Origin of the sequence: Sphingomonas sp. LY54, from assembly GCF_035594035.1 — a bacterium.
In the GTDB taxonomy this organism is placed as follows: Bacteria; Pseudomonadota; Alphaproteobacteria; order Sphingomonadales; family Sphingomonadaceae; genus Allosphingosinicella.
Genome location: NZ_CP141588.1, coordinates 677,666 through 690,762 on the forward strand (window position 1 = coordinate 677,666; position 13,097 = coordinate 690,762).

The window sequence follows — 13,097 nt, forward strand, 5'->3', positions numbered from 1 at the left end:
CACGCATAACAGCCTGCGAAAGATGAACAATCCCTGACGAAAAGCACGAAATTCGCAAGTTTCAACATGGCGCGACCCGCCCAGGTGATGTATGTAAGCGGCACACCGTCTCGTGGGGAGATATGGGCAGAGCAACAAGGATCGAGTGGCTGCCGCAGCGCGAACGGCAGATTGCCGAAATCGTGCTCCAGCACGGCAGCCTCAGCGCATCGGAAATCATGGCGTCGATCGGAACCCCGCTCACCAATTCGGCGGTCCGTTCGATGCTCCGGAGGCTTGAGGCCAAGGGCGTGCTGCGCCACCAGAAGCGTGGAAAATGTTTCCTGTACGAGCTGGCCGCGCCCGACGAGGAAGCTTGCCGGCGCGCGCTGCGCGAAGTGAGCGAGGCCTATTTCGGCGCTTCGCTAGGCAACGCGGTCGAGGTGCTGCTCGCCATGGTCGAGGCCCAGGATCCGGCGGAGGCGGCGCGGCTGCGCGAACGCCTGGCCAATGGTACCGCCCGCGAACATTAGTCGGCCCTTGCCAAGCCATTCCTAGTGGCCGATTTTCGGCACGGGAGCCCCGCGATGGACGATTGCTGCGCGAACAAGGCGAAGGAACTCGAGCAATTGGCCCGGCATGCCGAGCAGGGCCGCGTGCTGGTGACCGTGCTCGCGCTCAACGCCGCGATGTTCGTGATCGAGTTCACCGCCGGCCTGATCGCCGGATCGGCCGCCTTGATGGCCGACTCGGTCGACATGCTGGGCGACGCGAGCGTCTATGCGCTCAGCCTCTACGCGCTCGGCCGCAGCGAGCGCTGGAAGGCGGGTGCGGCCATGGCCAAGGGCGGCTTCATCCTGCTGCTCGGCCTCGGCGTCGTCTGGGAGATCGGCGTGAAGCTGCGCACCGGCATGCCGCCCTCCTCCACTTTGATGCTCGCCTTTGCAGGCCTCGCTCTGGCGGTGAACCTTCTCTGCCTGCGCCTCATCTGGCGCTTCCGCTCGCTAGATCTCAACATGTCGAGCGCGGTCGAATGTTCGCGCAACGACGTCATTGCCAATAGCGGCGTGCTGGTCGCGGCCGCGGCGGTGGCGCTGACCGGCTCCTTCTGGCCGGACGTGATCGTCGCCGCGGTGATTGCCGGCCTGTTCCTGCGGAGCGCGGTGCGGATGATCGCCCAGTCCTGGCCGTTCCTCCGCCCCGCGCGCGGCTGATTCTCAGCGGCAGTTCGTCCCCTCGCCGGCGAGAATGTCGAGGCAGCGGCCGTCGATCCCTTCGGCGGGCAGCTTCAGGCCGATCGTCGAGGCCACGGTCGGCAATATGTCGACCGTCTCGACCGCCTGCTTCTGGTCGATCGGCGCCAGCCCCTTGCGCCAGAACAGGATTGGCACGCGCCGGTCATAGTCCCACGGGCTGCCGTGGGTCGCGACCGAGCCGCGGGTCGGGTCGGCGAGCGGCGACACGCCCTCCTTCAGAAGTACGACTAAATCGCCCGAGCGGCCGGGGTGGAAGGATGCCTTGGCGCGGTCGCGCAGGCTCCATTGATCGGGTGCGCCCTGCGGCTGCGGCGCCGACTGCAACTCGGCGGCGGTGAACACGGCCGCGACGTCGGAATGGCCGCGATAGGTCTTCACCGCCTCCGCCAGCGCCCGTGCCCTGTCGGCCGGGGCGAGATTGCGATCGACATAGATGTCGCCGAACGGCCCGTCGCCGAGCAGGACGGGCCCCGCGAGGCCGAGCCGCGCACCGAGCGTCTTGCCCATCGCGACCGCGTTCAGCGCCGGATCCACGCGGCGCGCGGTCGCGCCGATCCGCTCGGGCAGATCCTGGCCGCCATGATCGGAGCTCAGCACGACCGCATAGTCCACGCCGGCCGCGTCGAGGCGGCCGAAGAAATCGCCGAGGTCGCGGTCGAGCGAGAGCAATTGCAGGCACATCTCGCTGCCCTGGGTGCCGAGGCTGTGGCCGACATAATCGGTCGCGGCGGCGCCGATCACGAGCAGGTCGGTCGCCGGCCCTTCGCCGAGCCGCATTTCCTGGCGCAGCGCCGCGGCGAGCGCGAGCGTGGCGCCGTCGAGCTCGGGCGAGGCACGGAAGGCCGCAGCGTTGCCGGCGGCACGCGCGAAGCGTCCGTCGCCGACCACCTTGCCGCCGGGCAATGCGATAGCGCGGCTCTTCGTCACGCACGGCGCCGGCAGCTCCAGCGCGGGCCGCGGCTGGGCGATCGCCGCGGCGACCGCTTTGTTGACCGCCGCCACCGAGGCCGCCGCGACCGGCTTGCCCTCGCCGACGAATCCCTTGCCGCTCCACCACCAGCGTTGGTCGGGGCCGTAGCCGCCCATCATCACCGCCGAGCGGTCCTTGCCCGACGCGACCGCGACGCGGCTGCGCGGATCGGCCCGCTTCATATAGTCGCCGAGCGCCGGCACCTTCAGATGGTAGGTGGAGACGGTATAGTTGCTCGATGTGCTGCCCGCGACGCGCTCGTCCTCGGCGCAATAGACCGCTTTGTCCTCGCGTGGCGCGCTCTGGTCGAACCAATTGTTGGCGATGATCCCAGACCGCCCCGGGCGCGCGCCGGTGAGCAAGGTGGCATGGCCCGGGCAGGTCTCGGTGGCGGCATGCGACTGATAGCCGTTGGCGAACACCGCGCCCTCGCTCAGCCGCTTCAGCCCGCCGGTGAAATAGGGCCGATACTGGTCGAACAAGTCGGACGAGAGCTGGTCGACCGAGATCGCGACGACGAGCTTGGGCGGGGCTCCGGTCTGCGCCGAGGCGGCGCCGGACAGCAGGAGGGCGGAAAGAGCGGCGAGCCTGGCAAAAGTCATCATAACCCCATAAAGTTTGCGGGCATCATTAGGCAGCGAAGATGACAATCGCGCAACATATCCGCGACGGTTCGGTTGCGGTGTGTTATCCTGATAATGCGCTTTAGCCCTTGCACTACCCCGCCCCTGTCCCCCATCTTCGGCGAAAGAACGATCCGCACGGGGGATGAGATGGCTACCGAAACCAAGCTGAAGCTCGAAGCGCCGGAGGTGCTGAACCCGATCGAGGCGCAGGAAGCCGCGGGACTCGTGCCGCTGAAGGAAGAGGAGCGCTCGGCGCTCGAGGTCAAGGTCGACGCCTTCGTCGCCGACCTCGTCGCGACCGACGCCAACAGTCCCGAATTCGGCAAGAAGATCGACCAATTGACGACGATGGGCCGCAAGGAGATCGCCGAGGCGGCGAGCCACTCCAACCGCTTCCTCGACCGCCCCGTCAAGGCGATCGACAGCGACACCGGCATCGGCAGCGACCTCACCCAGCTGCGCAAGACGGTCGAGGAGCTCGATCCCGGCCGCCAGGGCAAGCTCACCGGGCGCAAGCGCTTCCTCGGCATCATCCCGTTCGGCAACAAGCTGCAGAATTATTTCCGCCAGTATCAGTCGGCGCAAAGCCACATCGCCGCCGTCCTCGCCCGCCTGGCTTCGGGCAAGGACGAGCTGCTGATGGACAATGCGGCGATCGACGTCGAGCGCGCCAACCTCTGGAAGACGATGGGCAAGCTCGAGCAGATGATCCACATCTCCAAGGTGATGGACCAGAGGCTCGAGGATAAGGCCAACGAACTCGACGCGACCGATCCCGCCAAGGCCAAGGCGATCCGCGAGACCGCCTTGTTCTACACCCGCCAGCGCACCACCGACCTGCTCACGCAAATGGCGGTGAGCGTGCAGGGCTATCTCGCGCTCGACCTGGTCAAGAAGAACAATGTCGAGCTGGTGAAGGGCGTCGACCGGGCGTCCACCACCACGGTCGCCGCGCTCCGCACCGCGGTCACGGTCGCCCAGGCGCTCACCAACCAGAAGCTCGTCCTGGGCCAGATCACCGCGCTCAACACGACGACGGCCAACATGATCGAGTCGACCGGCGACATGCTCAAGCACCAGACCGGTGAGATCCACAAGCAGGCTGCGTCCTCGACCATTCCGCTGGAGACGCTGCAGCGCGCCTTCCAGAATATCTACGACACGATGGATTCGATCGACCGCTTCAAGGTCGAGGCGCTCGGCAACATGAAGCAGACCGTCAACGTCCTCACCGGCGAGGTCGAGAAGTCGCGCGGCTATATCGCCCGGGCCGAGGGCGTCGAGCAGAACCGGCTGGCGGGGACCCAATCGCCGCTGACCGCGCTCGAGGGCTAGGATGGCGCGCCACCCCCGCAGCGTCGACGCCGCGATCGCCCGGTTCGACGAGATGGCGGCCCGCCTCGACGGGCACGTGCCTGCCGGAGGGCGTGCGGCGCTCCGCCGTTACGGCCGCAGCGCCGGTGCGTTCGGCAGGCGGCTTGTCAACATGGGCATGGCGCTGGCGGTGCTGATCGCCGCCACGATCGGCTTCGGCCTGTTCGTCGCGCCGATCGGCTGGACCGGCCTGTTCGTCGTGGCGATGCTCACCATGTGCGTGATGGTGTTCTTCTCGTCCTGGCCGTCCGAGCCCAAGCGCGTCGCCTATAGCGAGCAGATGCCGACCAAGCAGGTCGTGCAGCAGCTCGATTCCTATTTGGTGCGGCAGCGCGCCGCCCTGCCCGCCCCGGCGGCGCGGCGGGTGGACGCGATCGGTTCGCAGCTTCCGTTGCTCGAGGCGAAACTGGCGAGCGTCGATCCGCTTGATCCGCTCGCCCAGGATGCGCGGCGGCTGATGGGCAAGCATCTGCCCGACCTGATCGAGCGCTACGAGCGGGTGCCCGCCGCCTATCGCCACGAGCGCGACGGCGAGGGCCTCACGGTCGACGAGCGGTTGGTCACCAGCCTCGATGCCGCGCAGAATGCGCTGGGCGAGATCGGCGCGCGCCTCGCCAAGCAGGATCTGGATGCGTTCGAAACGCAGGGCCGCTTCATCGAAAGCCGCTACAAGAGCGACGGCGAGATCAAGGGCGAATAGGCTCAGTCGGCCTTGCGGAGCGCGGCAGCCTGCGCTTCGAGATCGGCCGCCATCAGGTTCAATGTCCGCACCGTCTTGGGGTCGTTGACCGAGGCGGCGAGGCGCCGGCACCGCTGCGCCTGGACCTGCAGCCGCCGCGCTTTCTCGACGTCCGAGACCGGCACGAGGATGTTGACCGCTCCGACCACCTCGCCGTCATCGTCGAGCAAGGGCGTCGGGAAAGGCAGGAAGGTCACGCGGCTCCCGTCCGGCCGTTCGGCGATGGCGGCGATGCCGCGGATCGGCCGCTTCTGCTGGATCGCGACTGCCATCGGGCATTTCTCGCGCGGCAGGAAGTCGCCCTCCTCCGTGTACAGCTTCCACGACACGCACCAGCTGTCCTGGCCAAGCGTCGGCTTACGGCCGGAAAAATCGACGCATGCGGGATTATAGTAGGAAATGACGCCGGCACCGTCGGTGGCATAGACCGGCATCTGCATGGCATCGAGAGCGCTCAGCGAGTCCGGATCGCCATTCCGCACCGCGGATACAGCAATGTTGAGGACTTCCAAAGGCGCAACGTTGGCCGAATTCATTTACTTAGCCCGGTTTCCGGGGGTGCCCCCACCCTCTTCTGAACGGACTTTAACGCAGATCAAGAAAAGCAGTTCCAGCCTTTTCGGCAAAAATGGCTGCGAAATGGAATATCGTATACTCTACCAGATTGGTTGACAATTAAGGCCCCTCTCCCTATGTTGCATTGCAGCAAAGGAGAAAACTCATGCTTACGCGTTTCATGAACGCCGTACCCGGCGTCACGGTCGGCCTCTTCTACGTCACCGGCATCATCGTCGGAATGTAAGGCCAGAAAGCCCGCCACCCGGCGGGCTTTTTCGCGTCCGGCGCCAGCGCCGTCAGACGCTCTCGGGCTCGCGCCGGGTGATGCGGATCGCCTCCTCGGGCGAGGTCGTGCCGTCCACAACCAGATTGCGCACCGCATCGGCCAGCCTGTCCGCGCCGCGATAGGCGTGCGCGGCGACGTCGGCCTCGTCGGCTCCGCCGTTGATCAGCTTGCGAATGGTCTCGTCGACGCGCAGCCCCTCGAACACCCCGATCCGGCCCTTATAACCGCCCCCCGTGCAATCGGCGCAGCCGCGCGGCTCATAGAGTGTCGTGCCGGGCGGCACGCCCAGCGCCTCCGCCAGCGGGGCGTCGGCCTCGGCCGGCTGGCGGCAGCTTGGGCACAGTCTTCTGACCAGTCTTTGGGCGATGACGGCTCTGAGGGAGGAAGCGAGGAGGAAGGGTTCGATTTTCATGTCGCGCAGGCGGGTGATGGCGCCGATCGCGTCGTTGGTGTGGACGGTGGAGAGGACGAGGTGGCCGGTCAAGGAGGCCTGGACGGCGATGTCGGCGGTCTCGCGGTCGCGGATCTCGCCGACCATGACGACGTCGGGGTCCTGGCGCAGGATCGCGCGCAGCCCGCTGGCGAAGGTGAAGCCGACCTTGGCGTTGACCTGGGTCTGGCCGACGCCGTCGACCGCATATTCGACCGGGTCCTCGACGGTGAGGATGTTGCGCGCGCCGTCGTTCAGTTGCTTGAGGCCCGCATAGAGCGTGGTGGTCTTGCCCGATCCGGTCGGGCCGGTGACGAGCACGATGCCGTTGGGCTCGGCGAGAGCGGCGCGGTAGAGCTGGTCGATCGCCGGCGGCATGCCGAGCAGTTCGAGCGATATGCCGGCCTTGTCCTTGTCGAGGATGCGCAGCACGACCCGCTCGCCGGCCCGGCTCGGCAGCGTCGAGACGCGCACGTCGAGAAGCTTGCCGCCGAGGCTGAGGCCGATGCGGCCGTCCTGGGGCACGCGCCGCTCGGCGATGTCGAGGCGCGCCATCACCTTGATGCGGCTGACGATCACCGGCGCGACATGGGGCGGCATGCGCAAAGTCTCGCGCAGCACGCCGTCGATCCGCATCCGCACGACGAGCCCGGTCTCATAGGGCTCGACATGGATGTCGGAGACGCCCTGGCGGGCGGCGTCGGCGATGATGCCGTTGATGAGGCGGATGGCGGGCGCGTCGTCGGCGCTGTCGAGCAAATCGTCGGCACTGGGAAGGTCGCCGGCGATGAGGCCGAGCTCGTCGCCAAGGCCGAGCGATCCCGCCGCATGCGCCGCCGCTTCGCCGTCCATCGCATAGCGCTCGGAGAGGATGCGGTCGAACGCCTCTTCCGCCACGAACGCGAGGTCGAACGACCGCGCCAGATAGCGCCGCACCTCGATCAAGGCGCGCGGATCGCCGCCTTGGCGCAGCGCCACCTGGAGCCGCCCGTCCTGCTCGCCGGTCAGAGCGACGCCGAAGCGCTTGGCAAAGCCGTAGGGAATGTTGATCGGCAGCGGGGTCGATGGGCCCGCAATTTCCTCGCTCATCGCGCGCCCTCTGCGGCCGGCGTTACGGCCGGCGCGTAGAGCGCGGGATCGAGCGGCGCCGGCACGGCCGGCGGCTGCCCGGGCGGGGTGACGCCCATATATTCGCGCAAAAGCTCGTCGAGGCTCGGCTCGGCATCCGGGTTCTGCAGATATTGGCGGCCGCGTATGTAGCCGTAGCGGCGGTCGGTCATCGCCCGCGCGTCGGCCGCCGAGCGCAGGATGGTCGGCCGGATGAACACCATCAGGTTCGTCTTGGCGCGCGCCTTGCCCTTGGATTTGAACAAATTGCCGAGCACCGGCAGGTCGCCGAGGAACGGGATCTTCTCGATCGTGCGCCGCTCATTGTCGTCGAGCAGCCCGCCAATGCCGACGATCTCGCCATCATCGACCGTGATCGTCGTCTCGATCTCGCGCTTGTTGAGGATCAGATCGGAAAAATCGCGCGACACCGGCCCGGCGATCGAGCTCACCTCTTGCCTCAGGTCGAGCTTGATCGTGCCGCCGGCATTGATCTGCGGTTTGACCTCCAGCGAGATGCCGACATTCTGGCGCTGGACGGTGCGGAAGGCGTTGTCGAAATTGTCCGACAAGGCCTCGCCGGTCGTGATCGGGATCTCCTGGCCGACCAGGATCCGCGCCTCCTGATTGTCGAGCGTCATGATCGAGGGCGTCGAGAGGATGTTCGACTGGTTGTCGGACTGGACCGCGTTGATGATCGCCCCGAATATCTCGCGGCCGCTGCGCAAGGCGAAGCCGCCGAGGCCGCCGGTCGCGCCGAGCAGCTCGGCCGCCGCCGCCTGCTGCAGCGTGTCGGCGAGCCCGCTATTCTGGGTGGTGGTGACGACCTGGCCGTTGACCGTGGTCGTCGTCCGCCGCAGCCGCTCGGCCGCCACCGCGCCCGCGATCGGCAGGATGTTGGGCGAGGCGTTGGAATAATTGGTGACCGCGAACGGGATGTTGCTCCCCTCCAGCCCCGCCATCAGCAATTGCACGCCAAGCTGCTTGGCGGCCGTGTCGGAAATCTCGACGATGATCGCCTCGACCAGCACCTGCGCGCGGCGCGTGTCCAGCTGGCGGATGACCGCGCCCAATTGCCGCTGGACGTCGGCCGGGGCGGCGATGACGATCGCATTGGCGCCCTCGAACCGCGTCACCACCGTAGTCTTGTTGCCGAACACGCTCGCCCCGCTCGCCGCGGCGGCAGCCGCCGCGGGCGGAGGCGGCGGCGGCGACGTGCCGCCGCTGCGGGAATTGTTGGCATTGCCGCTGGTCCGCGCCAGCCCCTGCGAGCGCGCCGGGGTCGGCGCCTGGCCGAGCAATTGCTGGATCACCGGCAGCAATTGCTCGGCGTCGGCATGTTCGAGGAACACCACGCGCAATTCGGTGCCGCTGGCCGCGCGCGCGTCGAGGTCGCGCGCCATCTCGACGAGCCGCGCCACGGTGGCCGCATCGCCCCTGAGCGCGATCGCATTGGCGCTGTCGACCGCCACCACCGACACCTTGGCATCGGGCCCGACCAGCGCGCCCAGCGCCTCGGCGATCTCGCGCGCGCCGGCATTGTCCAGCGCCAGCGTTCGCGTTGACGCAGTGTCGCGGTCGATCCCGGCCAATATGCCGCGGATGCGCGCGATATTGTCGGCAAAGTCGGCCACCACCAGCGAATTGCGGTTGGCCGTCACCGAGCCGTCCTTGCTGACCAGAGGCCGCACCGTCTCGGCGGCCGAGGCGGCATCGATATGGCGCAGCCGGAAAATCTCGGTGACGAAGCTGCTCGGGCTCGCCGCCCGCCGCCCGGCCGAGCCCGACGAGGCAGCGCCGGCCGCCGGCTGGACGCGCAAGCCCCCGCCCGCAATCGGCACCGCCACCAGCCCATTGGCGCGCAGCGTCGACAGGAAAAGCTCGAAATATTCCGAGCGCGACAAGGGCCGCTGCGTCACCACCGACACCTTGCCCTGCACCCCGCCGTCGATCACGATCGCCCGACCCGTCACCCGCGCCGCATCCTCGATAAACGCCCGAATGTCCGCATCGCGCAGGTTCAAAACATATTGCGACCACGCCGGAGAAACCGGCGCAGACGCCAAGGCAAGGGCGAGAGCGATGCGGATCTTCTTCACTGATCCACCCTCATGCGCAGCGGGATCACCCGCCCGTCCCGCTCGACCTGGACATTGACCTCGCGCGCGCCGCTGATCTGGCTCGCGATCGAACGGATCTGGTCGGCCGAGCGGATGCGTCGGCCATCGACCGACAGGATGACGTCGCCCGGCGCGAGCCCGGCAGCGCGGAACGCGTTGCCGCTGCCCTGCGGCTGGACGGTGACGCCGGTGATCTCGGCGCCGTTGAGGCGTGGCCGGAAGGCGATGTCGGCCGCGGCCGATCCGCCAGCAGCGGCGGGCACAAGAGCCGCCGTCGGCTGCGGCGCCACGATGCCGGGCATCGGCGCGACCGGCGGCGGCGCCGTTGGCGGGCCGCCCGGCACGATGGCGGCGGGCCCGGACTGGTCGAGGAACAATTGTTCGGGCGTCCCGCCGCGCGACAAAGTGACGTTGTCGAACCCGACCGCGGCCAGCGTCACCCCCGGCACGATTTCCTCGCCGATGCCGAAGCTGCGCTGGGAGCCGTCCGGAAGCGCGATGATCGCCGAGCCGCGGCCGCTCGCGCGGTCCTCGCGCACGCCGGTGAGTCTGAGGCTGAGCGCCGTGACCGTCACCGGCCCCGTCGTCCCCTGCAGCCGGAAAAAGGGATCGAACTCGCCCGCCGCCAGGGCGACCGGCGCGGCGGCGAGCGTGTTCGGCGCCTGCCACTCGCCGACCGGCCCGACCGGGCTGACGAGAATCCAGACCAGCCGCGCGCCCTGCACCGCGAGCAGCGACAGCAGGCCAAGCTCGAGCAAGGAATAAACGGTGGTGTGCGGCACCCGGCGCACCAGCCGGCGCGCCCGCGCGTTCAATGCCATACGCATGCACGAATCCCCACCCGCCTGAACCTCTGCGCGCAGCATGACATAGAGGCGGGCCGGTTGGCACTGGATTCTGAAAGGAGAAGGCGCGCGCCAACGCCGAACCGGCGGAGTGGGCCCGGCGTGGCGGGCAGTCGCGTTTCAGACGAGCTTAAGAAAAGGTTGGGCGACGCCTCTAGGGAAGAACGCCGCCCGGACCACCTCGTTACAGCCCCGTTGCTGCACGCAGGCTGAACACAAGGTCAGGTTGCGATCAGCAGCCAGATCGGCCACGCTGCCAGTGCCATCAGGGTCCCGAGCGGCAATTTGTCGGTCGCGACGATCGTGCGGCCGCGCAGCCGCATCATGACGATCGCGGCCAGCCCGAGCAGGCCGGCGCCGACCAGGACGAACGGCAATTGCCGCCAGCCGAGCCAGGCCCCGATCGCCGCCAGCAGCTTGGGGTCGCCGCCGCCGAGCCCCTGGCGCCCGCGCCACAGGGCATAGGTCATGGCGACGATCTCCAGCACCAGAAAGCCGGCCGCGGCGCCGGCCAGCCGGTCGGTGAAGGTGGGGCCGAACCCGATCCACCCAACCCCCAGCCCGGCCGCGATCAACGGCAGAGTCAGCCGGTCGGGCAGCCAGTGCGATTCCAGATCGAGCGCCGCCACGAGGAACAGCCACCAGCCGAACGCCGCGCTGAACAAAGCGAGCGGCATCGGATGGGCGACGATCGCGGTCAGCCCGATCAATCCCCCGCCGATCTCGATCGCGAGATGGCGCCGGTCGATCGGCGCGCCGCACCGGCGGCAGCGGCCGCGCGCGAGCAGATAGGACAGGATCGGCACAAGGTCGCGGGCGCGCAGCGGAACGCCGCAGCGATCGCATTGCGAGCGGCCGCGCAGCGCCGACCGGCCGCTCGGCCAGCGCAGCAGGACGGCGGCGAGGAAGCTGCCGATGACGAGCCCGATCAGGAAGCCCGCCGCCACCCAGGCCCAGCCCGGCAGCGCGAGCAGGCCCTCAGCGGCAGCGGATGAGGTCGACGTCGATCATCTCCGTGCCGGTGGCGCGCGACACCTTCATGCCGTCCGCGCCGTTGCGGGTCAGCGTCCAACGCTCCTGGCTGTCCATGCCCTCCGCGGTGCAGGCCAATGTCAGCACGACCTCGTCGCCCTCGCCGGCCACCCCTTTGACCGAGCAACTTGTCTCGCCGGCGGTATCGATCTCGTCTTTCCGGATGTCCCACACGCCGCCATGACAGAGTTGGGGCGTCGCGGCGAAGCGGCCGGTCCACACGAACGGCGTCGCCGCATTCTCCTGGCCCTCGGCCAAAGCCTCGCCTTCCGCCGCCGAAGTCGCCGCGCCGACCGCGGCCGGCTGCGCGGGCGCGACCGCCGCGGTTTCGTTGCCGCTCTCGCGATCGACTTCGGTCCCGCCCCCGCATCCGGCGAGCGCGATCATGGCGAAACAGGGCAGCAAGCGACGCATCGAACATCCTCTACGAAATGACATCTCCGGCGTCCAACGGCCGCCGGCGCGGGCGGTTGCCTCAGCCGAGCGCCGCCAGAATGCGCTGCGCCTGGACGAGGTGCGGCCGGTCGATCATCCTGCCGTCGAGCGACAACGCCCCCGCTCCGGGATGGGCTGCGAAGGCCGCGACCACGGCGCGGGCATGCGCCACCTCCGCCTCGGACGGCGTGAAGGCGGCGTTGATCACCGGCACCTGGTCGGGATGGATCGCCATCATGCCGGTAAAGCCGTCGCGCCGCGCGCGCGCGGCATAAGCGGCGAGCCCGTCGAGGTCGCGAAAGGCGGGGAAAACGGTCTCGATCGGCGCCACCCCGGCCGCCGCCGCGCCGAACAGGCAGAGCGAACGCGCCAGCTCGTACGGGGCCGTGTAGCGCCCATCCTCTTCGCGCGACGTCGCCGCGCCGATCGCCGCCGGCAGATCCTCGGCACCCCAGGTGAGCCCGGCGAGCCGCTTCGTGCCGCCATAGGTGCCGAGCTGGAACATTGCTGCCGGAGTCTCTGTGGCGATGGCGAGGATCTGCGCGGTCGCGTTGCCCGCCCGCGTCAGCCGCTGCGCCAGATCGGTCACCGATGCGCCGCCCTCGGCCTTGGGCAGCACGATCCCGTCCGGCCGCGCGCCGAGGATCGCCTGCAGGTCCTTTTCCGCCTCGGGGCCGTCGAGCGGGTTGATCCGCACCCACAGGCTGGCGGTCGGATGCGCCGCGACGAAGGCGGCGACCGCGCGCCGCGCCTCGGGCTTGGCCGCCGGCGCGACCGCGTCCTCGAGATCGAGGATCAGCGCGTCGGCGCCGCAGCCGAGCGCCTTTTCCATCCGGTCCGGCCGGTCGCCCGGCACGAACAAAAGCGAACGCAGCCTCATGCCGGCCGCCGCTGCATCAGGGCGGTGCGCTCGCACACGCACACCGTCTCGCCGTTTTGGTTGAGCATGCGATGCTCGAAGGTGACGATGCCGGCGTCGGGCCGCGAGCCCGAATCCTTGAGGGCGATCACCTCGGTCTCGGCGCGAAGCGTGTCGCCGATGAAGACCGGCTTGGGCATGCGAACCTTGTCGTAGCCCAGATTGGCGACGAGCGTGCCGAGCGTCGTGTCGCCGACCGACAGGCCGACCATCAAGGCGAAGGTGAAGGTGCCGTTGACGACGATTCGGCCGAACTCGGTCGCGGCCGCATATTCGGCGTCGAGATGGAGCGGCTGCGGATTGTGGGTCAGCGCCGAGATGAGGAGATTGTCGGTCTCGGTGACGGTCCGGTGCGGCTGGTGCGCCAGCCGGTCGCCGATCGTCCACTCGTCGAAATAGCGGCCGGGCACGGCGCTACCGC

13 protein-coding genes are annotated in these 13,097 nt (G+C 68.6%); 4 read left to right on the forward strand and 9 right to left on the reverse strand.

Going from position 1 to position 13,097, the window contains the following annotated elements; translation table 11 throughout:
- The first annotated feature begins 122 nt into the window (after positions 1 to 122).
- Both SH591_RS03440 and SH591_RS03445 read left to right on the forward strand, forming a co-directional pair.
- Positions 123 to 512, forward strand: coding sequence for a BlaI/MecI/CopY family transcriptional regulator (locus SH591_RS03440; RefSeq protein WP_324750533.1), 390 nt, complete (start codon positions 123 to 125; stop codon positions 510 to 512).
- A 54-nt stretch (positions 513 to 566) separates the two neighbouring features.
- Complete coding sequence (locus tag SH591_RS03445) at positions 567 to 1,193, forward strand: cation efflux transmembrane domain-containing protein (protein WP_324750534.1); 627 nt, start codon at positions 567 to 569, stop codon at positions 1,191 to 1,193.
- Between the two features lie 3 nt (positions 1,194 to 1,196).
- On the opposite strand, the gene SH591_RS03450 is transcribed toward SH591_RS03445, so the two are convergent.
- The gene (locus SH591_RS03450; protein WP_324750535.1) at positions 1,197 to 2,810 is read right to left on the reverse strand and encodes an alkaline phosphatase family protein; all 1,614 of its coding nucleotides are present in this window, start codon (positions 2,808 to 2,810) and stop codon (positions 1,197 to 1,199) included.
- 168 nt (positions 2,811 to 2,978) lie between these two features.
- Here SH591_RS03450 and SH591_RS03455 point away from each other — a divergent pair, with 168 nt between their 5' ends.
- The gene (locus SH591_RS03455; protein WP_324750536.1) at positions 2,979 to 4,166 is read left to right on the forward strand and encodes a toxic anion resistance protein; all 1,188 of its coding nucleotides are present in this window, start codon (positions 2,979 to 2,981) and stop codon (positions 4,164 to 4,166) included.
- 1 nt (position 4,167) lies between these two features.
- Positions 4,168 to 4,905: a hypothetical protein gene (locus tag SH591_RS03460; RefSeq protein ID WP_324750537.1), complete on the forward strand. Its 738-nt coding sequence runs from the start codon at positions 4,168 to 4,170 to the stop codon at positions 4,903 to 4,905.
- A gap of 2 nt (positions 4,906 to 4,907) precedes the next feature.
- Here SH591_RS03460 and SH591_RS03465 read toward each other — a convergent pair whose 3' ends face one another.
- The 8 genes from SH591_RS03465 to SH591_RS03500 form a co-directional block, all read right to left on the reverse strand.
- Positions 4,908 to 5,480: a PAS domain-containing protein gene (locus SH591_RS03465; protein WP_324750538.1), complete on the reverse strand. Its 573-nt coding sequence runs from the start codon at positions 5,478 to 5,480 to the stop codon at positions 4,908 to 4,910.
- Positions 5,481 to 5,798: 318 nt separating this feature from the next.
- The gene (locus SH591_RS03470) at positions 5,799 to 7,307 is read right to left on the reverse strand and encodes a GspE/PulE family protein (RefSeq protein ID WP_324750539.1); all 1,509 of its coding nucleotides are present in this window, start codon (positions 7,305 to 7,307) and stop codon (positions 5,799 to 5,801) included.
- Complete coding sequence (gene gspD, locus SH591_RS03475) at positions 7,304 to 9,424, reverse strand: type II secretion system secretin GspD (protein WP_324750540.1); 2,121 nt, start codon at positions 9,422 to 9,424, stop codon at positions 7,304 to 7,306. Before gspD ends, SH591_RS03470 begins: the two co-directional genes overlap by 4 nt.
- On the reverse strand, positions 9,421 to 10,272 hold the full coding sequence (locus SH591_RS03480; protein WP_324750541.1) for a type II secretion system protein N: 852 nt from the start codon (positions 10,270 to 10,272) through the stop codon (positions 9,421 to 9,423). The genes gspD and SH591_RS03480 overlap by 4 nt, the downstream gene beginning before the upstream one ends.
- Positions 10,273 to 10,511: 239 nt before the next feature.
- Positions 10,512 to 11,237 carry a prepilin peptidase gene (locus SH591_RS03485; RefSeq protein ID WP_324750542.1) on the reverse strand — a complete coding sequence of 242 codons (726 nt, stop codon included), beginning with the start codon at positions 11,235 to 11,237 and terminating at the stop codon, positions 10,512 to 10,514.
- 31 nt (positions 11,238 to 11,268) lie between these two features.
- Complete coding sequence (locus SH591_RS03490) at positions 11,269 to 11,736, reverse strand: hypothetical protein (protein ID WP_324750543.1); 468 nt, start codon at positions 11,734 to 11,736, stop codon at positions 11,269 to 11,271.
- Between the two features lie 61 nt (positions 11,737 to 11,797).
- A complete protein-coding gene (locus SH591_RS03495) occupies positions 11,798 to 12,637 on the reverse strand; it encodes an HpcH/HpaI aldolase/citrate lyase family protein (RefSeq protein WP_324750544.1) in 840 nt (279 codons plus the stop codon).
- Positions 12,634 to 13,086: a MaoC family dehydratase gene (locus tag SH591_RS03500; protein ID WP_324750545.1), complete on the reverse strand. Its 453-nt coding sequence runs from the start codon at positions 13,084 to 13,086 to the stop codon at positions 12,634 to 12,636. The genes SH591_RS03495 and SH591_RS03500 overlap by 4 nt, the downstream gene beginning before the upstream one ends.
- Positions 13,087 to 13,097 lie beyond the last annotated feature (11 nt).

Excerpts from the sequence above, each read along its gene's own strand:
- SH591_RS03440 (WP_324750533.1), top strand. The coding sequence starts at position 123 with ATGGGCAGAGCAACAAGGATCGAGTGGCTGCCGCAGCGCGAACGGCAG.
- SH591_RS03445 (WP_324750534.1), top strand. The coding sequence starts at position 567 with ATGGACGATTGCTGCGCGAACAAGGCGAAGGAACTCGAGCAATTGGCC.
- SH591_RS03450 (WP_324750535.1), bottom strand. The coding sequence starts at position 2,810 with ATGATGACTTTTGCCAGGCTCGCCGCTCTTTCCGCCCTCCTGCTGTCC.
- SH591_RS03455 (WP_324750536.1), top strand. The coding sequence starts at position 2,979 with ATGGCTACCGAAACCAAGCTGAAGCTCGAAGCGCCGGAGGTGCTGAAC.
- SH591_RS03460 (WP_324750537.1), top strand. The coding sequence starts at position 4,168 with ATGGCGCGCCACCCCCGCAGCGTCGACGCCGCGATCGCCCGGTTCGAC.
- SH591_RS03465 (WP_324750538.1), bottom strand. The coding sequence starts at position 5,480 with ATGAATTCGGCCAACGTTGCGCCTTTGGAAGTCCTCAACATTGCTGTA.
- SH591_RS03470 (WP_324750539.1), bottom strand. The coding sequence starts at position 7,307 with ATGAGCGAGGAAATTGCGGGCCCATCGACCCCGCTGCCGATCAACATT.
- SH591_RS03480 (WP_324750541.1), bottom strand. The coding sequence starts at position 10,272 with ATGCGTATGGCATTGAACGCGCGGGCGCGCCGGCTGGTGCGCCGGGTG.
- SH591_RS03490 (WP_324750543.1), bottom strand. The coding sequence starts at position 11,736 with ATGCGTCGCTTGCTGCCCTGTTTCGCCATGATCGCGCTCGCCGGATGC.
- SH591_RS03495 (WP_324750544.1), bottom strand. The coding sequence starts at position 12,637 with ATGAGGCTGCGTTCGCTTTTGTTCGTGCCGGGCGACCGGCCGGACCGG.